The following is a 17,893-nucleotide window of genomic DNA, read 5'->3' on the forward strand; positions in this document are numbered from 1 at the left end:
CCAACCCGGCTTGTACCCCCGAAGAGACACCGGACGAATCCTGGTCAAGACCGACATCGCGACCTCCCACGAGAGTCCGTCCTCCCTCCGGAGCTCGGCCCCCCCACAGTAGATCGCAAGAACCTCGATCCCGGTCACCCACGTGAGGTGAGGCACGTACTGCGCCACGTGTCGCGTGCCGGTGACCACCGAGGCCGTTCGGGGCCCATGAACGAGGTTCTGCAGTCGCACGGCTCCGCTCGCCCACTTCCCTGGCCTCGACCCTGGAGGTCGACCTACCGTCACGACGAGCATGGGCACCTGCCGCCAAAGAAGGCGGGGATGGCTTCCCTGACGGTTCCTGACGAGTTGATCGGGCTTCAACGGACGTCTGGTCGGGCCAGATGACCCGCAGTACGACGAGGTGCGGGCGGTCCACAACGGTCTGGTCGACCGGCATCCGGGCCTGACCGCCCGCGGCCACAACGTGGCCGACATCCGAGACGCGGTGATGTTCGGCCGCAGCGTGGGCCTGGAGATCTCGGTCCGCGGCGGCGGGCACAACGTAGCGGGCCGGGCGGTCACGGAGGGCGGACTGATGATCGACCTGTCGTTGATGCGTGGGGTCGGCCTCGATCCCGGCCACCGTCGAGCACGGGCTCAGGGCGGGACCACCTGGAACGAGCTCAACCGGTCACCCACGCCTACGGGCAGGCGACCACCGGCGGCGTGATCTCGACCACCGGGGTGGCCGGCCCGACGTTGGGCGGCGGGCTGGGTTGGTTGAGGGGCAAGTACGGCATGTCCATCGACAACCACAGGGCCGTCGAGGTGGTCACCGCCGACGGTGCCGTGCGGATCGTCGACGACGAGCACGAGCCGGACCTGTTCTGGGCGCTGCGTCGGGGCGGGGGCAGCTTCGACGTCGCCGCGTCCCTGGAGTTCGAGACCCACCCGCTGGACATCCTTCTCGGCGGACTTCTCCCCACCCTGTGTCGGCGGCGGTTGACGTGGTGAGCAGATACCGCCAGTTCACCGTCACGATGTCCGACGATGCGTCGGTGTTCTGCGGGTTCGTGCACGCGCCGGACGGCAGCGGGGCGAAGCTGTGCGTACTTCCGCCCTGCCACGCCGGCGTCATCGACGAGGCCGAGGCCGAGCTGCGGCCGCTGCGGGAGTTCGGGCCGCCGGTCATGGACATGGTGGCTCCGATGCCGTACCCCGCGGTCAACACCATGTTGGACGCCGGCTTCCCCCGGGGCGCACTGAACTACTGGCGATCGGCCTTCGTCACCGAGCTCAGCGACGCCGCCGTCTCGGCGCTGGTCGAAGCCTATGAGGTTGTACCGTCGCCGATGTCGGCCATCCTCCTCGAGAACTTCAACGGCGCCGCGTGCCGAATCGCCCCGACGGCCACCGCCTTCCCGCACCGCACCCCGGGGTTCAACCTGCTGGTCGCCGGCCAGTGGCAGGATCCGGCTGACACCGCTGTGAACGTGCAGTGGGTGCGGGACACCCTCGCCGCGCTCGCGCCCCACACGTACATGAACTACGCCGCCGAAGACGAAGCCGACCGGGTCGACGCCGCCTTCGGGCCCAACGTCGATCGGCTTCGGGACATCAAGCCCCAGCACGATCCGGACAACGTGTTCCGTCTCAACCTGAACATCCCCCCGTCGTGAGCGTCAGGCGCGTCCATGGCTGAGGGGCAGCCTGGCGGTGACCGCCCGGAGCCCGCCTCACGTCGGGTTTCCGCGTGCGACGATGACGCGGTGAGGGTCCTCGGCAACGTCATCTGGTTCGTGCTCGCCGGATTCTGGCTCTGGCTCCTCTATGTCCTGGCCGGCATCCTGGCGTGCATCCTGATCATCACCATCCCGTTCGGGATCGCCGCGTTCCGCATCGCAGGATTCGTGGTCTGGCCTTTCGGCCGGACCACCATCGCCAAGCCCACTGCCGGTGTGGGCACGTTCATCGGGAACATCGTCTGGCTCATTCTGCTCGGCTGGGAACTGGCACTGGCCCACCTTGTTACCGCGCTGCTGCTCGCCATCACCATCATCGGCATCCCGTTGGCCGTCGCGAACGTCAAGCTCATCCCACTCTCCCTGTGGCCCCTTGGACGCGAGGTCGTTCCCATCGAGGTCGCTCGGATGCGGGGAATCGCCGTGACGACCCCGCAACCTCTCGGAGGGACCTGAACGCCACCTCGAGGGCCACGTCGCCGCGTGTGCGGTGAGTGGCACGCCACCTGGCCCCGGTGGTTTGCTGACCGTGCCGATGGGGCCGCGGGGTGCCAGCGTGCTTCCTGCGGCTGGCGTCGAGGTGATCGGAGCGGCGGATGAGGCTCGAGCACTTGTACCGACTTCGGTTCACGTACCCGCACGAGTGGACGGTGGCCTTGGAGGGCGGTTGGCAGCAGCACCTGTTCCTGGCCGAGGGCGATTGCCAGGGTTGGATCACCGGTCGGTTCCGAGGCGTCAACTTCCCGCTACGGCGTACCGTCGACGGTCCGTTCCAACCGGACTTCCGCGCCGTCATCGAGACCGACGATGCGGCCACGATCATGGTGGAGTGGCACGGATACGGTCGGGCCTACCCGATCGGCCGCCGACAGGTGGTCGGCTCGATGCTCCACCTCAGCGACCAAGACCCCTACCGGCGGCTCAACGACGCCATCTGCGTCTGCGTAGGGGAAGTTCGCACGTCAGACGATCCCGCTCAGCCGAGGTCACACCTGGTCCTCGATGTCGCTGAGCTCGTCTGGGAACCCCTCGACGACTGAGCTCGCCGCCGCCGAACCCGTCTGCGAGATGACCGTTCCAGGGGATCGGCAGATCCACGCCGAACACGAAGGCTTGGCCAGACGGCCCGCTGGTAACCAGGGGTGACCCTGCTGGGGGGCTGGTGGGAGCTACTCGACCACCGCCTCCACGACGGACCACGGGCTGGTCGTGTCGAGCGTTCGACGGTGCCGAAGCCCCGAACGCTCGAGCAGCTGGACGAACTGAGCCTCGGAACGCTCCCGTCCGCCCGTCATGACGAACATGTTGAGGTCGGAGAACTTGGTGTCCGAGCCTTCGTTCGGACCGGCCAGGAGCCGCTCGACGATGAGGAGAGCCGAGGACGGAGACATCGCCGCCCGGCATACCCGCAGGATCGACTCGCAGTCCTCGTCGCGCCAGTCGTGCAGGACCGACTTCAGCAGGTAGACGTCGCCACCGGAGGGGACTGACTCGAACATGTCGCCGGCGACCAGGCGAATCCGTTCCCGCGCAGGCGTATTCGCCAGCACCTCGGTCGCTCCGGCAACGACGTGCGGAAGGTCGACCACCACCCCGGACAGCGACGGGTATGCGGCCAGCACCCCCGCGAGAAGGGCTCCGTGCCCGCCACCGATGTCGACGAGCAGGCCGCGCTCGGGGAAGTCGTAGGCGTCGGCGACCGCGGCCGCCATCCTGGTGGCGAGCTCGGTCATGGCCGCGTCGAAGACCGCGGTCCTTGTCCCGTCACCGGCGCGGTAGGCCCACACGTCCATCCCGTACAGCGTCGTGAAGGGGGTCGCTCCGCTCCGGGCGCCACTCAACAGGTTGCCCCAGGCGCTCCAGAAGTACGGCTCACCGATGAGGGTGGCCCAGCCCTTCACCGACCCCGGCGCACCGGTACGCAGGCCCTCGCTCAGCTCGCTGTTGGCGTAGCCACCCTCGTCCGTCTCGACGTAGACGCCGACCGCAGCCAGCGCACCGAGCAGTCGGCGAAGAGACTCCGGGTCGGCGTCGGCCGCCTGGGCGAGGGACTCGAGGTCGAGCGGGCCGTCGGCCAGCAGGTCCGAGACGCCCAGCACGGTGGCGACGTGCAGCGCCTGCGAGATTCGAAAGCCGTTGACCATGTCGCGGAGCTGCTCGGACGCCGTCATCTCGTGAGCCTCCTCCCACGAACCATCCAACGCCATCACCCGTCGGGCCCACTCCCCCGAGCCGGCCTAAAGGCCCAAGGCAGCTCGGGTGTGGTCGGCATCGACGCGGTCGCTGCTGTCCACCACATGCGGCGCGGCGACGGCGATCTCGTCGGCGGCTCGCAACAGGTCTCGTGCGAGCGTGAGCTCACCCCGCTGGCGGGCCAGGCGGGCGAGGATGTCGAGGAGCTGCTGCGAGCGCTCACCAGTCTCGTTCTGGGCGTCGACCGCGGCCAGCAGGCATCGGGTGAGGAGCGCCCCCCTCACCCCCTCCGGCCGCCTGGTACCAGCGGTCGTTCTGTTCGAGAAGGCTTCGTACTGCGTCGGCCTCACCGGTGGTCCGCCCTAGCCGAGCGAGGTGGAGTCGCGCGGTGGCGGCGAGCCTGAGGTCAGCGCTGTCCGTGCGGCCAGGATCGCGCGGTTCAGCGTGAGGATCGCGGCGTGGGGATCTCCGGAGCGCTGGTGAACACGGCCGAGCGATGCGAGATGCAGGGCGGCCTGGCCGACGAAGCCGAGAAGCTCGGACTGGGCGGCCGCCCGCGCGAGATGCTCGGCCGCGTCCCGAACCGGTGCTCCGCCTGGGCGATGGCTCCGAGCATGGCTTCGGCGTGAACCAGGCCCCAGGAGTCCTCGAGCGGGTCGAGGAGGTGTATCGCCTCGTCGGCGTCCTGGCCGGCGTGGGCGGTGTCTCCGAGCATGATCGACCCGTAGGCCCTGAGCACGAGAGCCGCGGCGGTCTCCCACGACAAACCCAACGCTCGCGAGGCGTTGATGCTGGAGCTCGCGAGGTCCAGCACGTCGGCCGGCCGGCCCGGCTGGACGGACAGGAACGCGCGATGACGGTCGGCGTCGGCCCGCAGGCGGGAGTCCGCGAGCTCGTCGGCGATCTGGAGGGCCTCGTCCAGATCGGCCCGCGCTCGTGCAAGGTTTCCGGCCGACGCCTCCAGCCAGCCGGCGACGAGCAGACCTGGCGCTCGGGTCTGCCGCGGGAGGGTGTCCGCGGCGGCGAGCGCACTGCGGAGGCGTTCGGCACCGGCGACACCGTCGCCGAGAACGACCCACGTCCACCCGAAGCCCATGGCGATGCGGCCACCGAGCAGCGGGTCGTGGGCCGCGGCCCAGGTGAGGGCGACGTCGATGTTCGCTCGCTCCGCGCGGACGGTCGCGACCGCCTCGGCTTGGCCGGGGCCGCGGACGGTGGCCGCGCACCGGTCCGCGAGGTTCGCGTACCAGGTGCCTGTGGCCCATCGCTCTGGCCCTCTTCCTGTGGCGCGGCGCGCGACGTGCCCCCACCTGGCTCGAGCGACGAGCAGGCGTCAGGTCGGGCGGTCAGCAGCGCCGTTGAGGTGAACCAGGTCGGCACTGACCTTCCACAGCCGAACCGCTGCCGCCCGGTCGTAGCTCGGCCCGGCCGACCGCTTCTCCTTGCTGTTGGCGAAGTAGCGACCGGTGACGTGCGCGAGAGCGGGGGCGGACGCGAGATGGATGGAGGTGGCGGCTCCCTGGGCGGGGCTCTTCATGAACGGACGCGCGAGGGGGACGAGGAACCGTTGCACGCCGGCGGGGTCCTCGGCCCCGAAGGAGGTGCGCACCACTCCCGGGTGCAGGGCGTTGGCGGTGACCGAGGTGCCGTGAAGCCGACTGGCCAGCTCGTACGTGAAGAGGACGTTCGCCAGCTTGGACTGGCTGTAGGCCCGAGCGCCCGAGTAGGACTGTTCGCCCTGGAGGTCGTCGAAGTCGATCCGGCCCGTGGTGTGCGCGTTGGAGGACACCGTGACCACGCGCGCCGCGGGACTCTGCCGCAGCCGGTCGAGCAGGAGGTTGGTCAGCAGGAACGGTGCGAGGTGGTTGAGGGCGAAGGTGCGCTCCAGGCCGTCGGCGGTGACGTGCCTGGTGTTCCAGAACCCGCCGACGTTGTTGACCAGCACGTCGATCCGCGGGAGGCGCTGCAGGATCTCGGCGGCCATCGCCCGCACCTGTGACTGGTCGGACATGTCCGCGACGAAGACGTCCACCGCCCCACTCCCGGCGGCGCGCAGACCGCGAGCCGCGGCCTCGGTACGGCCGCGGTCCCGGCCGGTGATCGCCACGTGCGCGCCCGACGCGACCAGCCCCAGGGCCGTCGCCTCACCGATCCCCCCGGTGGCTCCGGTCACGAGCACCGTCCGGCCGGTCATGGGCCCCGTGATCTGTGCCATTGCCGGCTCCCCTGCGCGTGGGCGACTCCCCCGCTGCTCGTTCCTCATCATCCTCGCTGTCGGCCCCCCGGCCCGCACACCCGGCGTACGGCCCGAGCGGCGCTGGCATACCGTCGAGAGCGACATCGCCTCGAGGATCGAGGCGGACCACGCACTCCGATCGAAGGACACCCTTGCGCTACCGACCGCTCGGCAACAGCGGCGCCGTCGTCTCGACGTACGCCCTCGGAACGATGACCTTCGGTGCGGAGGCCGACGAGAAGACCTCGCACCAGATCCTGGACGCGTACATCGCAGCCGGGGGCAACCTGGTGGACACGGCCGACGTGTATGCGAACGGTGCCTCGGAGGAGATCATCGGCCGGTGGATCGCGCGGCGGCCCACCGAGAGCGAGCGGGTCGTGCTGGCGACCAAGGGCCGGTTTACCAGGGGTGGAGTCCTCAACGAGATCGGCAACTCGCGCCTGCACCTGCGTCGCGCCCTGGACGCGTCGCTCCGCCGGCTCGGGGTCGACCACATCGACCTGTACCAGCTGCACGCCTGGGACGCCGTGACGCCGCTCGAGGAGACGTTGCGGTTCCTCGACGACAGCGTGAGCAGCGGCAAGATCGGCTACTACGGCTTCTCCAACTTCCTCGGCTGGCAGGTCGCCAAGGCCGCGTACATGGCCCGCGCTCTCGGCTTCGTTGCACCGGTGACCCTGCAGCCGCAGTACAGCCTGCTCGTGCGGGAGATCGAGTCGGAGATCGTGCCGGCCTGTCTCGATGCCCGCATGGGGCTCCTGCCGTGGTCGCCGCTCGCCGGTGGTTGGCTGACGGGGAAGTATGCGCGGGACTCCACCCCCGAGGGTGCGACCCGTCTGGGCGAGGACCCCGACCGAGGCATGGAGGCATGGGAGCCCCGGAACCGCGAGGAGCGCACGTGGCGCGTCATCGACACGGTCTCCGAGATCGCCACGGCGCGCGGCGCCAGCCCGGCACAGGTGTCCCTCGCGTGGCTGGAGGGCCGGCCGGCGGTCACGTCGGTGATCCTGGGTGCCCGGAACCCGGAACAGCTGGCGGACAACCTCGGTGCCGCTTCGGTCGAGCTGACGGACCAGGAGCGCACGCGGCTGGACGCGGTGAGCAGGCCGCTGGTCTCGGCGTATCCCTACGGAGACGCCGGCGCGGCGCAGCGTGACCGCGCCATCGACGGGTCGGCGTAGCCGGCGCTGGCGCGATGCGGCGTACTGTTCGCACGAGGGCCATCTCTGGCCCCGACGAGGAGCCAACATGTCGGACAAGTCCCCGCGCCAGCACATGGCCAAGAAGCAAGGCAAGACCATCAAGGAGAAGCGGGCCGACAAGAAGGCCAACGCCAGCGCCGCCGCGCTCGGTGACCCCGTGGCTCGAGCCGCGAAGCGCTAGCCCTGGACCAGTCCTGACGCTGGCGAGCGGCGCTAAATCCGTTGGCAGGAGTGGGAAAGCCCTGTTGAGTACGGCGCATGGCCGACCTCGACGGAACGTGTGACGAACGGTTCGCGGCGGTTCGTGACGCCCTGGCGGAGTCCCTCGACAGGGTTTCCTCGTCGGCGAGGTGGTCCGAAGGGTCACCGGTCGCGGCCTCGGCCAGTTCTTCGCCGAGCAGGTCGCCGGGCCGCTGGGCGCGGACTTCCACATCGGTCTGGGCGCCGAGCACGACCACCGGGTCGCCAGGGTCATCCCGCCCGCGACCAGGGCGCCGGAGATCGAGGAGCGAGGGCCCGGCAACCCGCTGATCCCGGCGGAGACCGCCAACACTGATGCCTGGCGGCGGGCCGACATCCCCTCCGCCAACGGGTTCGGCAACGCCCGGTCCGTTGCCGCGGTGCAGTCGGTCCTCGCGTCCGGCGGCGAGGTCCGCGGTGTCCGCCTGCTCTCGGCGGCCGGCTGCGAGCGCGTCCTGGAGGAGCAGTTCGTAGGGGCGGACAGGTCCTGGGCGCACCGATCCGGTACGGCATGGGCTACGCCGTCAGGGGTCGCACCTGTTCCTGGGGTCGTAGGGGAGGTTCGATGGTCCTGGTCGACCTCGAGCAGCACCTGACCGTGTCGTACGTGATGAACCAGATGCTGGAACAGGGCCCGATGGGAGACGACCGGGGCCTGAGTGTCGTGATGGCTGTCTACAGCGGGCTCTAGCGCGTCAGGCGGTCGCGGGACCGTTCGCGCGGACGAAGGCGAGGGCGGTCTCGGCGACCTCCTGCCACCCGTGGTCGATGGTGAGGGAGTGGCCGCGACCGGCCAGCTCGGTGAACTCGGTCACTCCCACGTTCTTACGGTGCTTCTTGTATGCCGCGTACGAGATCGCGTGCGGCACCGTGTGGTCGTTCTCGCCGGAGATGATGAGGATCGGTCCTCGGTTCTCGGCCTTGAAGTCGACCTTGGTCTCGCTGAAGGGGTTCAGGTTCGCCGCGGCGGCCTGGAAGATCGGGACACCGGACGCCGCGACGTGGAACTCGTCGTACAGCTCTCTCGCCTCGGCCTCGTCGAGGGCGTTGGCCCAGCCGTAGGTGAACTCCTCGAAGGTGAGGGTGACCGACCGGCGGGCGTTCGCCGGGTTGCCGAGGATCGGAGAGCCGGACTTGAGCGCCGACGCCGGCAGCGGCAGGACTCCCCTACCCGGGGCCGGGTCGACGGCCACCGTGACCGCGGACACGCCGACGCCGGCGATCTTCTGCGCGATCAGTCCACCGAACGAATGGCCGACGACCCCGGGCTTCAGGGTCAGCGCCGCGATGGCCTCGAGGTAGTGGTCGGTGACGGCCTGGACCATCTTGTGGGCGAAGACGTCCGGGTGGTCGCGCGCCTCGGCGACGGTCTCCGGGTCGTCCGGCCAGCCGGGCGCGATCGTCGCATACCCGTTGCTCTCGAACAGCGTGCGCCAGCGGTCCCAGCTGCTCGAGAGGAGCCACAACCCGTGGACGAAGGCGACCGGCTGGCGGCCCGACTCGTTCGCGCGGTCGATCTCTTCCTGTTCGCGTTCGCTGAGCGACAAAGCGGCCTCCTGGGGCGTGGTGAGGCTCTGACGCTAGCCCCTGCGCACAGCGCCCCCACATCCGCCCGGCGGTCAGGGCACCGTTGCGGGTCCGGACTCGGCGCGGACGACCTCGAGCAGCTGCGAGAGGATCCGGACGCACGCCGCCACGTCGTCGTGGCTCATCGCGGCCGCGACCGGTCCGAGCGACTTCGCCTCGGCCGCCCGGATCTCGCCGACCAGGCCACGGCCCTGTTCGGTGATGGTGACCAGGGACGAACGCCGGTGGGACGGGTTCGGCCGGAGCGTCACCCATCCTCCGGTCTCGGCGTCATTGACGCACCGCTGGACGAACTGCCGGCTCAGCCCGAGGACGGCGGCGATGCGCGGGACGGGCAGGGCCTCCCGCACGCGGAGCAGGTCCAGGACGGCGCGCACGCCGACGGGTATGCCGCTCGCCTGCTCGAGGTTGCGGACGGTCTGCCGGTAGAGCGGTCCGAGCAGGTCGAAGACGCGGGCCAGCTCATCGGGGGCGGCGGAGGGCACACCGCCATGATGACACCTCGGTTGACATGGTGGTCGCCATAGTGACACCTTGGGTGTCATGATGGCCGATCTGGCTCGAACCGACGTCAGCGTTCCCGAGGGCCACCTGGCCGTCTGGTCGAACCACCGACCGGGACGCCCGTTGGTGCTCCTGCACGGCGGCGGGCTGGACCACCGGATGTGGGAACAACAAGTGACCGCGTTCGCCGACACTCAGCGAGTCGTCCTCGTCGACGCCCGAGGTCACGGAGAGTCGTCCACCGCGACCGCCGCATACCGGCACTGCGACGACTTGGCGGCCGTCTTCCACGCTCTCGACCTGGGACCGGCCACCGTCGTCGGTCTCTCGATGGGCGGCGGCACCGCTGTCGACCTGGCCCTCGAGCACCCGGACCTCGTGGCGGGGCTGGTCGTCTCCGGAGTGGGGACGAGCGAGCCGACGTTCACCGACCCGTGGGTGCTCGACGCGTTCGCCGAGTGGAAGGCGGCCGAGGAGACCCGTGACGCCCAGCGCTGGCTCGACGCGTTCATGCGCTTCCTCCCCGGACCGCGCCGCACCCTCGACGACGTCGACCCGAACGTGGCCGAGGCGGTCCGGCGGATGGGGTGGGACACGCTGCAGCACCATGCGGTCCGCAGCTTCGTGCCACCGACACCGGTCACCCGGACCTGGGAGCGCGTCCCGTCGATCGAGGTACCGGTCGTGGTGGTCAGTGGCGTCCTCGACTCCCCCGACCACGTCGGGATGGGTCACCGGCTGGCCGACTCGGTACCCGACGGACGGACCGTCGACATCGAGGGAACCGCCCACTACCCCAACCTGGAGGAGCCGGCCGCGTTCAACGACGCCGTCGCGCTCGTCGCCTCGCGGGCGGCTTAGTCTCGCCCGGCGACCTCGACGATCTCAGCGAGACGCGGAAGCTGTTCGAGAACGGCGTTGGGTGGAGGGGCGTCCGTCACGACCGCCGAGATCTCGTCCCACCCGCAGAGGTGGACCGGCGCCGAGGCCAGGAACTTGCTCGAGTCGACGAGCAGGACCACCCGGTCGGCGATCGACATGAGGGCGAGCTTGGTCGGCCGTTCGTTGTCGGTGGAGACGTAGATGCCCTGGTCATCGACCGCGGCCGCCCCGAGCAGCAGCGTCTGGACACGGAGCCCGGCGACCGCGGCAACGGTCCGAGGTCCGATGAACGCCTGGCTCTCCCCCAGGAGCTCGCCCCCCAGTCCGACCACACGCCCCAGTCCCCGGCTGAGCATCAGCTGCATCACCGGGATCGAGTGCGTGACCACGGTTCCCCGGAACGAGTCCGGAAGGGCCTGGACCACGGCGTAGGTCGTCGTGCCGGCGTCCACGGCGATGGTGCCGCGCAACGACAGCGACCGCGCGACCGCCTTCCCGATCGCACGCTTGCCGGTCGCGTGCTCCTCGGCCCGGCCGGTGAAGGCCGGCGAGTGCGGTGACTGGGAGAGGGCGCTGACACCACCGTGGACGATCCGGACCGAGCCCTGCTGAGCGAGCTTGCGCAGGTCTCGGCGCACGGTCATGTCCGAGACCCCCAGCCGGCGGGTCAGCTCCGTGACGGAGACGAACCCGGCGTCGCCCACGGCGCTGAGGATGGCCCGACGGCGTTCGGGCGCGCTGTCGTAGCGCAGTGTCGTGGCCTCGTTCGCCTCGGCCCGCTGATCCCCCACGGCGCCAGCATACGCGAGGTAAGTCACAAGAAAGTGTTGACTTTCCAACAACAACTGTTAGAGTCTCAACATCGTAGATCCCGGCACGAAGGAGTGCGAGAGCGCCATGGCGACCAGCCCCACGAGCTCCCCGAGTCTCGTCGACGCCGTCTTCGTCGGCGTGGCCACCCTCGACGCCATTGCGCTCGTGGACCGGTTCCCCGCCCCCGACGACCGCGTGGTCGCCTCCGAGGTGGCGTACGCGGGAGGTGGCCCGGCCGCGACGGCCGCGGTCGCCGCGTCGCGGCTCGGGGTCCGCGCGGCGTTCGTCGGCACCGTCGGTGACGACGCCAACGGTCGCGCCATCCTCACCGGGCTCGTGGACGAGGGTGTGGACGTCAGCGGGGTCACCGTCCTCGCTGGGTTGCCGTCGGCGGCCAGCGTCGTCATCGTCGACCGGGTCCGCGACAGCCGGGCCATCTGCAACCAGCCGGCACCGCGCATCGACATCAGCGCCGGACTGGCCCTGATCGCCTCGAGCCCCGTTGTCCATGTCGACCACGCGGGCTGGGCTTCGGTCGCCGCGGCCGGGGTCCTGCGCGAGGGCCAGCTGCTCTCGGTGGATGCCGGCAACCCCATTCCCGGCTTCACACCCCGAGGGGTAGGCCTCTACGCGCCGACCGTCGAGGCACTCCGGCTCACCTACGGCGCCGATCACGCGGTCGCCGACCTTCTGGCCCTGGCCGTTGCCGAGGGCTGTGACGTCGTCGTCGCCACCGACGGAGCGAAAGGCTCGTCCGCGCTCACCGCTACGGGCGAGACGGCCTCGGCGCCGGCGCATACCAGCCCGATCCTCAGCACCCTGGGCGCCGGCGACGTCTTCCACGGCGCCCTCGTCGCCGCCGTCGTCAAGGGTCTGCCGCTCGACCAGCAGCTGGCCTTCGCCAACGTCACCGCCGCCCTGTCCTGCCGCGGTCTCGACGGTCGCTCCCGCATCCCGTCGCTCGCCGAGGTCGAAGCGGCCATGCCGGCCAACGCTCACTGACACCGATCAGCCCGTCACCCACCCAGGAGAACCGATGACCGACGTCACCCACCCCACTCCCACCGCCCGGAGCGCCGGGCTGGCGCGGGTGGCCCGGCCGAGCGGCGCATTCGCCATGCTCGCCGTCGACCAGCGCGAGGCCATGCGGGCCATGTTCGCGGAGCACCAGACCGCGCCGGTCACCGACCAGCAGCTCACCGACTTCAAGGTCGCCGCGACGCGGGTGCTCACCCCGTACGCCTCGGCCGTCCTGGTCGACAAGCAGTTCGCCTTCGACGCGGTGGTCGACGCGGACGCCGTCGCCCCGACGTGCGGGCTGATCGCGGCGGCCGACCGCTTCATCGAGGGCAACGGCGAGTTCGTCACCGCCGTCGAGATCGACCCCGACGTAGTCCCCGCCGCCGTCCGCGACCAGGGCGCGGTCGCGATGAAGCTCCTCGTCATCCACCGTCCCGACGAGGCCGCCGCGACGCGGATCGCGATGGTCGGGGAGTTCGTCGAGCGGTGCCGCGCCGCCGGCCTGGTGAGCATCATCGAGCCGGTCGCGAAGGCCCCTCGTCAGGGCGGCGCCTGGGACTGGGACGACTCCGTCGTCGAGGCGGCCAAGGAGCTCGGCTCGCTCGGTGCCGACCTCTACAAGGCCGAGGTCCCGCTCAAGGGCCAGGGCCCGGCCGACGAGATCCGGCGTCGCTGCGCGCAGATCACCGAAGCGGTCTCGTCACCGTGGGTCGTCCTCTCGTCCGGTGTGCCGGCGGACCTCTTTCCGCAGGCCGTGGAGCTCGCCTGCCGTGAAGGAGCATCCGGCTTCCTCGCCGGCCGTGCGGTCTGGGCGGCGGTCATCGGCAGCGACGACGTCGAGCGCGACCTGGTCGAGGTGTCCATCCCGCGCCTGCAGCGCCTCGGCGAGCTCGTCGACGAGGTCGTCCAGCGATGACCACCGCCACAGCGCCACGGGTCGTGCTCGTCCCCACCGCGCGGCCCACCTTCGCCGTCGACGTGGCCCGCTCTCTGGCGGCCGACGCACGCGCGCTGCTCGTCGAGCTCGGCGCGGACGTCGTCGGGCCAGAGGACCTCGTCATGACGCCGGAGGACGTCGAGGCGGCGAAGCCGTTCCTGGCCGACGGTGCCGACCTCGTCGTCAACGTCTGCGCCTCGTTCTCCGACGCCACGCCGGCCCTCGAGCTCTACAGGGACCTGGACCAGCCGGTCCTGCTGTGGTCGTTCCGCGAGCCCGGCCCGGTCGGGGACCGGCTCTGGCTCAACTCGATGTGCGGGGCCAACCTCTTCGGCCACGCCCTCGTGGTCCATGCCGGCCGGGCGCCGCACCTGGTCCTCGGCAACCCCGACGAGCCCGGCACGCGGCGAGCGCTCGCCGAGGCGCTCGCCGGCCACCTGCCGGAGAGAGTCGGCCTGCCGGCCAACCGCGGACAGCGCGCAGATGCCGCCACCGTCGTCCCCGCCCTCGAGTCGCTGCGGGGCCGCCGGCTGGGCCTCGTCGGCGACGCCCCGCCCGGGTTCACCCCCAGCCAGTACGACGGCGCGCTGGTGGCCTCGCTGTTCGGCATCGAGGTCGAGCAGCTCGACATCGACGCGATGTTCGACCGCGTTCGCACCGTGGACGACGTCGTCGCGAAGTCCGAGTATGCGGCGGCCGTCGCCGCGCAGCCCTCGCTCGGGACCGTCGACGCCGACCAGGCCCTGACCTCCGCGCGGATCACCACGGCGATGCGCGACTGGCGGGACGAGGGAGCGCTCGACGGCATGGCCATCCGCTGCTGGCCCGAGTTCCCCAACCAGCTGGGCGCCTGTCCCTGCTCCTCGCTCTCCCGCGTCGCGGACGAGAGCACGCCGACCGCGTGCGAGCGTGACGTCTACGGCGCCGTGACCATGCTCCTGATGGAGGCGCTCGGCTCCGGGACGACCTACCTCGTCGACACCGTCGACCTCGACGCTGAAGCCAACATCGTCCGGCTCTGGCACTGCGGCGCGGCGGCCACCTCCCTCGCGGCCGACCCGTCGGATGCGACCCAGTTCACGCACTGCAACCGCAAGCTCGGGGTCGCCGGCAACTTCCCGCTGAAGACCGGCCCGGTCGTCATGGCCCGGCTCACCGAGGACCCCGCTCGTCCGGGAACGCTCCGGCTACTGCTCGCGTCCGGCGAGTCGGTGGCCGAGCCGAACCGGTTCCAGGGCAACACCGCCGCAGTCCGCCTCGACGGCGACGCGGAGCAGTTCGTCACCGGCCTCGTCACCGGAGGCTTCCCGCACCACACCGTCCTCGCGTGGACCGACGTACGCCCGCAGCTGCGGGCCGCCGCCGACCACCTGGGGATCGCCGTCATCGACTGGTAGCCCCAACCCGAGTCAGTCAGTACGACCGAGGAGACAACGATGTCCCAGAAGTTCACCATCGACCGCCGGCGCTTCCTCACCGGGATAGGCGCACTCGGAACGGCCGGTGCCCTGACCGCCTGCGTGGGGCCGACGATCACGTCCCGCGGCAGCGCCACCGCTGGCGGACCCGGTGCCAGCACCCTGCTCCTGCCCGCCGTCGACGCGAAGCCCGCGACCGGGACGATCTCGTTCGCCCACTGGCGCGCCGAGGACAAGGCCGTCTTCGACACCCTCATTGCGACGTTCGTCAAGGCGAACCCGCAGGCGAAGATCACCCAGGACATCTCACCGTCGAACGACTACCAGAGCACGGCGCTGCAGAAGATCAAGGGCGGCAACATCGGCAACGCCTTCACGGCGTTCCGCGGCGCGCAGTTCGTCAACATGGTCAAGGCCGGCCTGTATGCGGGTCTTGGCGCCCAGCCGTTCGTGGACGGCTACTTCGCCGAGCTCGTCAAGGCCGGGCAGGACACCAGCCGGGCCCAGATGGGCCTGCCCTACCAGCTGGTCTTCAACATGCCCATCTACAACGAGGACGCCTTCGCCAAGGCCGGCGTCACGTCGCTGCCCCAGGACTGGGACGGGTTCCTCGCGCTCTGCGACAAGCTCAAGGGAGCAGGCTTCGTCCCGATCGCGTGGCCCGGCGGAGAGCCGGCGAACTCGGGCCAGCTCATCAACTCGATGGTCATGAACAACATGCCCACGGACACCGCGTTCGCCGACATCGAGGCCGGCACGCGGAAGGTCACCGACGACTGGTTCCTGCTGACCCTCAAGCAGTACCAACAGCTGGCGCCGTTCTTCGAGCCCAACTCCACCGGCACGGCCTCGGAGCCGCTGCAGCAGATGTTCGCCAGCGGCAAGGCCGCCATGCTCGCCACCGGCTCGTTCCACCTCAGCGCGGTCCGCAAGCTCGGCGCGACGTTCCCCATCAACCTCATTGCCCCGATCACGGTGGCCCAGGACAAGGCGAAGTACGAGGGGATCTACAACGCGACCTTCATCCTCGGCGTCAACACCGCCGGCACGCAGCAGGACACCGCCGTCAAGTGGCTCCAGTTCCTCTCCGACCCCGTCAACGCCGCGGTGTACGCGAACGGGACGTCGCAGCACCTCACGGTCAAGAACGTCGACTACACCAACGCCGACCTCAAGCACACCGCGCCGTGGCTGCTGAAGAAGACGCTCCTCGCGCCCCGGTTCCAGTTCAACAACCTCGACATCCGCAACGCCGTGGAGGCCTCGTGCGTCGCCGTCGTCGGCGGCACCGCTCCCGAGCAGGCGGCCCAGCAGGCGCAGACCGTCATCGACCAGAAGCGGAAGTGACCATGGCCACCACGCTCACCTCGCCGAGCCAGGCCCAGGGCCCGGAGACGGCCGACACCCAGCCGAAGCCCAAGAACCGAAACCCCATGGCCGCGCATCCCGCCCTGTGGCTGTTCCCGATCCCCGCGCTCGTGCTCTACATCGCCTTCTTCGTCATCCCCACGATCCAGGGGGTGTTCTACGCGGTCACCGACTGGGACGGCTTCAGCCCGACCGCGCAGTTCGTCGGCCTGGACAACTTCACGACCATTCTCACGTCGGACGAGTTGTTCCGGAACGCGCTCAGCAACAACATCAAGTTCATGCTGGTCGTCGTCATCTTCCAGACGATCTTCTCACTCGCGCTCGGCGTCTACCTGACCAAGAACTCCAGGTCCTCGGTCGCCCTGCGGTCGCTCTACTTCTTCCCGACCATCCTCTCCAGCGTGTCGGTCGCCTTCATCTGGAAGTTCGTCTACGACCCGAACTTCGGCCTCATCAACACCGTGCTGGGTGCCGTCGGGCTGGACCGGTTCCAGAGCGCCTTCCTCGGCAACGACAACCAGGCCATCTACTGGGTCGCGATCACCCAGGTGTGGTTCCACGTCGGCCAGATGATGATCATCTACGTCGCCGGGCTCCAGCAGATCCCCCAGGAGCTCTACGAGTCGGCCGAGATCGACGGAGCGAGCCGCTGGCAGCAGTTCCGCTACGTCACGCTCCCGATGGTCGCTCCCGCGACGGCCATTGTCATGGCCTACACGACGGTCCAGTCGTTCAAGGCCTTCGACCTCATCCTCGGCCTCGGCGGCAACCCGCCCAAGGGGTCCCTCGACATCCTGTCGACCCGCATCTACGCCGGCTTCGCGAACTCCCAGTTCGGTTACGCCGCAGCCGAGTCCCTCATCTTCATGGCCCTCATCGCCGCCATCACCTGGCTGCAGCGGCGAGCCGTCAAGGCCAGTAACCCGGACGTCTGAGGAGAACGCCATGACCTACAACCTGACCCGTCGCGTGGTGCTCGGGATCTACGCTGTCCTCGTCATCGTCCCGCTCGTCGTCGTCATCTTCGGCAGCTTGAAGACCAGCCAGGACCTCTTCGCGTCACCCTTCGCCCCACCGACGAACTGGCAGTTCGACAACTACAGCAAGATCGTCGGCGAGTCCGGACTCGGGGTGGCGTTCCGCAACAGCGTCATCGTGACCGGCTGCTCGGTGCCGCTCACGCTCTTCATCGCCAGCCTGGCGTCCTACGGGATCGCTCGCATCCCCGGTTGGAAGAGCGGCCTGCTCTTCGGGTTCTTCGTTCTCGGCATGGCGGTTCCCGCCCAGGCCAACATGATCCCGCAGTACGTGCAGTTCGAGACCTTCGGGCTCACCGACTCGCTCGTCGGGCTGATCCTCATCAACATCGTCGTGACGCTCCCCATCGCGGTGTTCATCATGACCGGGTTCCTCAAGACGCTGCCGAAGGAGCTGTTCGAGGCGGCCGCCGTCGACGGGTCCGGCCCCTGGCGCACGTACCGGTCCATCGTGATCCCGGTGTCCGTGCCCTCCCTGTCCGCGACGGCGATCTTCCTGTTCGTCATCCACTGGAACGACCTGCTCTACCCGCTGCTGTTCATCCAGGACGCCGCGAAGCGCACCATCCCCGTGGCCCTGCTGTCGTTCCAGGGCGAGTTCCTCACCGACTACCCGCTGCTGTTCACCGGCGTCGTCGTGGCCTCCGCGCCCATCGTCCTCGCCTACGTGTTCCTGCAGCGCTACTTCGTCGCTGGCATCACCGCCGGCGCCGTGAAGGGCTGAAC

At 69.8% G+C, this 17,893-nt stretch carries 20 protein-coding genes and 1 pseudogene; 14 read left to right on the top strand and 7 right to left on the bottom strand.

Annotated features, from left to right (window positions below; all coding sequences use genetic code 11):
- The first annotated feature begins 490 nt into the window (after positions 1 to 490).
- From VIG79_RS19210 to VIG79_RS19225, 4 genes and pseudogenes are all read left to right on the top strand, one after another.
- Positions 491 to 996: pseudogene (locus VIG79_RS19210) on the top strand (FAD-binding oxidoreductase).
- Entirely contained in the window at positions 993 to 1,661 is a 669-nt protein-coding gene (locus tag VIG79_RS19215; protein ID WP_331888609.1) for a BBE domain-containing protein, read from the top strand. The pseudogene VIG79_RS19210 and the gene VIG79_RS19215 overlap by 4 nt, the downstream one beginning before the upstream one ends.
- Positions 1,662 to 1,751: 90 nt before the next feature.
- A complete protein-coding gene (locus VIG79_RS19220; protein ID WP_331888611.1) occupies positions 1,752 to 2,180 on the top strand; it encodes a YccF domain-containing protein in 429 nt (142 codons plus the stop codon).
- A gap of 140 nt (positions 2,181 to 2,320) precedes the next feature.
- Entirely contained in the window at positions 2,321 to 2,764 is a 444-nt protein-coding gene (locus VIG79_RS19225; RefSeq protein ID WP_331888613.1) for a hypothetical protein, read from the top strand.
- A gap of 129 nt (positions 2,765 to 2,893) precedes the next feature.
- On the opposite strand, the gene VIG79_RS19230 is transcribed toward VIG79_RS19225, so the two are convergent.
- The 4 genes from VIG79_RS19230 to VIG79_RS19245 all read right to left on the bottom strand — a co-directional run bounded on the left by VIG79_RS19230 (position 2,894) and on the right by VIG79_RS19245 (position 6,111).
- The gene (locus tag VIG79_RS19230; RefSeq protein WP_331888615.1) at positions 2,894 to 3,895 is read right to left on the bottom strand and encodes a methyltransferase; all 1,002 of its coding nucleotides are present in this window, start codon (positions 3,893 to 3,895) and stop codon (positions 2,894 to 2,896) included.
- Positions 3,896 to 3,961: 66 nt separating this feature from the next.
- Complete coding sequence (locus tag VIG79_RS19235) at positions 3,962 to 4,201, bottom strand: hypothetical protein (protein ID WP_331888617.1); 240 nt, start codon at positions 4,199 to 4,201, stop codon at positions 3,962 to 3,964.
- Between the two features lie 155 nt (positions 4,202 to 4,356).
- Positions 4,357 to 5,013, bottom strand: coding sequence for a hypothetical protein (locus VIG79_RS19240; RefSeq protein ID WP_331888619.1), 657 nt, complete (start codon positions 5,011 to 5,013; stop codon positions 4,357 to 4,359).
- A gap of 237 nt (positions 5,014 to 5,250) precedes the next feature.
- The gene (locus VIG79_RS19245) at positions 5,251 to 6,111 is read right to left on the bottom strand and encodes an SDR family oxidoreductase (RefSeq protein ID WP_331888621.1); all 861 of its coding nucleotides are present in this window, start codon (positions 6,109 to 6,111) and stop codon (positions 5,251 to 5,253) included.
- Between the two features lie 194 nt (positions 6,112 to 6,305).
- Here VIG79_RS19245 and VIG79_RS19250 point away from each other — a divergent pair, with 194 nt between their 5' ends.
- The 3 genes from VIG79_RS19250 to VIG79_RS19260 all read left to right on the top strand — a co-directional run bounded on the left by VIG79_RS19250 (position 6,306) and on the right by VIG79_RS19260 (position 8,194).
- A complete protein-coding gene (locus VIG79_RS19250; protein ID WP_331888623.1) occupies positions 6,306 to 7,337 on the top strand; it encodes an aldo/keto reductase in 1,032 nt (343 codons plus the stop codon).
- Positions 7,338 to 7,404: 67 nt separating this feature from the next.
- Positions 7,405 to 7,539 (top strand): hypothetical protein, encoded by a 135-nt coding sequence (locus VIG79_RS19255; RefSeq protein ID WP_331888625.1) that lies wholly within the window; start codon positions 7,405 to 7,407, stop codon positions 7,537 to 7,539.
- Between the two features lie 169 nt (positions 7,540 to 7,708).
- Entirely contained in the window at positions 7,709 to 8,194 is a 486-nt protein-coding gene (locus VIG79_RS19260; RefSeq protein ID WP_331888627.1) for a serine hydrolase, read from the top strand.
- Positions 8,195 to 8,293: 99 nt separating this feature from the next.
- Here VIG79_RS19260 and VIG79_RS19265 read toward each other — a convergent pair whose 3' ends face one another.
- Both VIG79_RS19265 and VIG79_RS19270 read right to left on the bottom strand, forming a co-directional pair.
- Complete coding sequence (locus VIG79_RS19265; RefSeq protein WP_331888629.1) at positions 8,294 to 9,145, bottom strand: alpha/beta hydrolase; 852 nt, start codon at positions 9,143 to 9,145, stop codon at positions 8,294 to 8,296.
- A 72-nt stretch (positions 9,146 to 9,217) separates the two neighbouring features.
- Entirely contained in the window at positions 9,218 to 9,670 is a 453-nt protein-coding gene (locus tag VIG79_RS19270) for a MarR family winged helix-turn-helix transcriptional regulator (RefSeq protein ID WP_331888631.1), read from the bottom strand.
- 58 nt (positions 9,671 to 9,728) lie between these two features.
- Here VIG79_RS19270 and VIG79_RS19275 point away from each other — a divergent pair, with 58 nt between their 5' ends.
- A complete protein-coding gene (locus VIG79_RS19275) occupies positions 9,729 to 10,550 on the top strand; it encodes an alpha/beta hydrolase (protein ID WP_331888633.1) in 822 nt (273 codons plus the stop codon).
- On the opposite strand, the gene VIG79_RS19280 is transcribed toward VIG79_RS19275, so the two are convergent.
- Positions 10,547 to 11,362 (bottom strand): DeoR/GlpR family DNA-binding transcription regulator, encoded by an 816-nt coding sequence (locus tag VIG79_RS19280; RefSeq protein ID WP_331888635.1) that lies wholly within the window; start codon positions 11,360 to 11,362, stop codon positions 10,547 to 10,549. The two genes, VIG79_RS19275 and VIG79_RS19280, sit on opposite strands and share 4 nt — an antisense overlap.
- A 106-nt stretch (positions 11,363 to 11,468) precedes the next feature.
- On the opposite strand from VIG79_RS19280, the gene VIG79_RS19285 reads away from it, so the two are divergent.
- The 6 genes from VIG79_RS19285 to VIG79_RS19310 are packed head-to-tail and all read left to right on the top strand — an operon-like array spanning position 11,469 to position 17,891.
- Positions 11,469 to 12,386 carry a PfkB family carbohydrate kinase gene (locus VIG79_RS19285; protein ID WP_331888637.1) on the top strand — a complete coding sequence of 306 codons (918 nt, stop codon included), beginning with the start codon at positions 11,469 to 11,471 and terminating at the stop codon, positions 12,384 to 12,386.
- A 34-nt stretch (positions 12,387 to 12,420) separates the two neighbouring features.
- Positions 12,421 to 13,320 carry an aldolase gene (locus tag VIG79_RS19290; RefSeq protein WP_331888639.1) on the top strand — a complete coding sequence of 300 codons (900 nt, stop codon included), beginning with the start codon at positions 12,421 to 12,423 and terminating at the stop codon, positions 13,318 to 13,320.
- Positions 13,317 to 14,738 carry a hypothetical protein gene (locus VIG79_RS19295; RefSeq protein ID WP_331888641.1) on the top strand — a complete coding sequence of 474 codons (1,422 nt, stop codon included), beginning with the start codon at positions 13,317 to 13,319 and terminating at the stop codon, positions 14,736 to 14,738. The genes VIG79_RS19290 and VIG79_RS19295 overlap by 4 nt, the downstream gene beginning before the upstream one ends.
- 39 nt (positions 14,739 to 14,777) lie before the next feature.
- The gene (locus VIG79_RS19300; protein ID WP_331888642.1) at positions 14,778 to 16,106 is read left to right on the top strand and encodes an ABC transporter substrate-binding protein; all 1,329 of its coding nucleotides are present in this window, start codon (positions 14,778 to 14,780) and stop codon (positions 16,104 to 16,106) included.
- Positions 16,107 to 16,108: 2 nt separating this feature from the next.
- Complete coding sequence (locus VIG79_RS19305) at positions 16,109 to 17,065, top strand: sugar ABC transporter permease (protein ID WP_331888643.1); 957 nt, start codon at positions 16,109 to 16,111, stop codon at positions 17,063 to 17,065.
- A gap of 10 nt (positions 17,066 to 17,075) precedes the next feature.
- Complete coding sequence (locus VIG79_RS19310) at positions 17,076 to 17,891, top strand: carbohydrate ABC transporter permease (protein WP_331888645.1); 816 nt, start codon at positions 17,076 to 17,078, stop codon at positions 17,889 to 17,891.
- Positions 17,892 to 17,893: the final 2 nt, after the last annotated feature.

Source organism: Lapillicoccus sp. (assembly GCF_036559105.1).
Lineage (GTDB): Bacteria > Actinomycetota > Actinomycetes > Actinomycetales > Dermatophilaceae > Lapillicoccus.

What these genes read in the sequence shown, in the direction of transcription:
- VIG79_RS19225 (WP_331888613.1), top strand. Translation starts at nt 2,321, where the DNA reads ATGAGGCTCGAGCACTTGTACCGACTTCGGTTCACGTACCCGCACGAG.
- VIG79_RS19230 (WP_331888615.1), bottom strand. Translation starts at nt 3,895, where the DNA reads ATGACGGCGTCCGAGCAGCTCCGCGACATGGTCAACGGCTTTCGAATC.
- VIG79_RS19240 (WP_331888619.1), bottom strand. Translation starts at nt 5,013, where the DNA reads ATGGGCTTCGGGTGGACGTGGGTCGTTCTCGGCGACGGTGTCGCCGGT.
- VIG79_RS19245 (WP_331888621.1), bottom strand. Translation starts at nt 6,111, where the DNA reads ATGACCGGCCGGACGGTGCTCGTGACCGGAGCCACCGGGGGGATCGGT.
- VIG79_RS19255 (WP_331888625.1), top strand. Translation starts at nt 7,405, where the DNA reads ATGTCGGACAAGTCCCCGCGCCAGCACATGGCCAAGAAGCAAGGCAAG.
- VIG79_RS19275 (WP_331888633.1), top strand. Translation starts at nt 9,729, where the DNA reads ATGATGGCCGATCTGGCTCGAACCGACGTCAGCGTTCCCGAGGGCCAC.
- VIG79_RS19285 (WP_331888637.1), top strand. Translation starts at nt 11,469, where the DNA reads ATGGCGACCAGCCCCACGAGCTCCCCGAGTCTCGTCGACGCCGTCTTC.
- VIG79_RS19290 (WP_331888639.1), top strand. Translation starts at nt 12,421, where the DNA reads ATGACCGACGTCACCCACCCCACTCCCACCGCCCGGAGCGCCGGGCTG.
- VIG79_RS19295 (WP_331888641.1), top strand. Translation starts at nt 13,317, where the DNA reads ATGACCACCGCCACAGCGCCACGGGTCGTGCTCGTCCCCACCGCGCGG.
- VIG79_RS19300 (WP_331888642.1), top strand. Translation starts at nt 14,778, where the DNA reads ATGTCCCAGAAGTTCACCATCGACCGCCGGCGCTTCCTCACCGGGATA.
- VIG79_RS19305 (WP_331888643.1), top strand. Translation starts at nt 16,109, where the DNA reads ATGGCCACCACGCTCACCTCGCCGAGCCAGGCCCAGGGCCCGGAGACG.
- VIG79_RS19310 (WP_331888645.1), top strand. Translation starts at nt 17,076, where the DNA reads ATGACCTACAACCTGACCCGTCGCGTGGTGCTCGGGATCTACGCTGTC.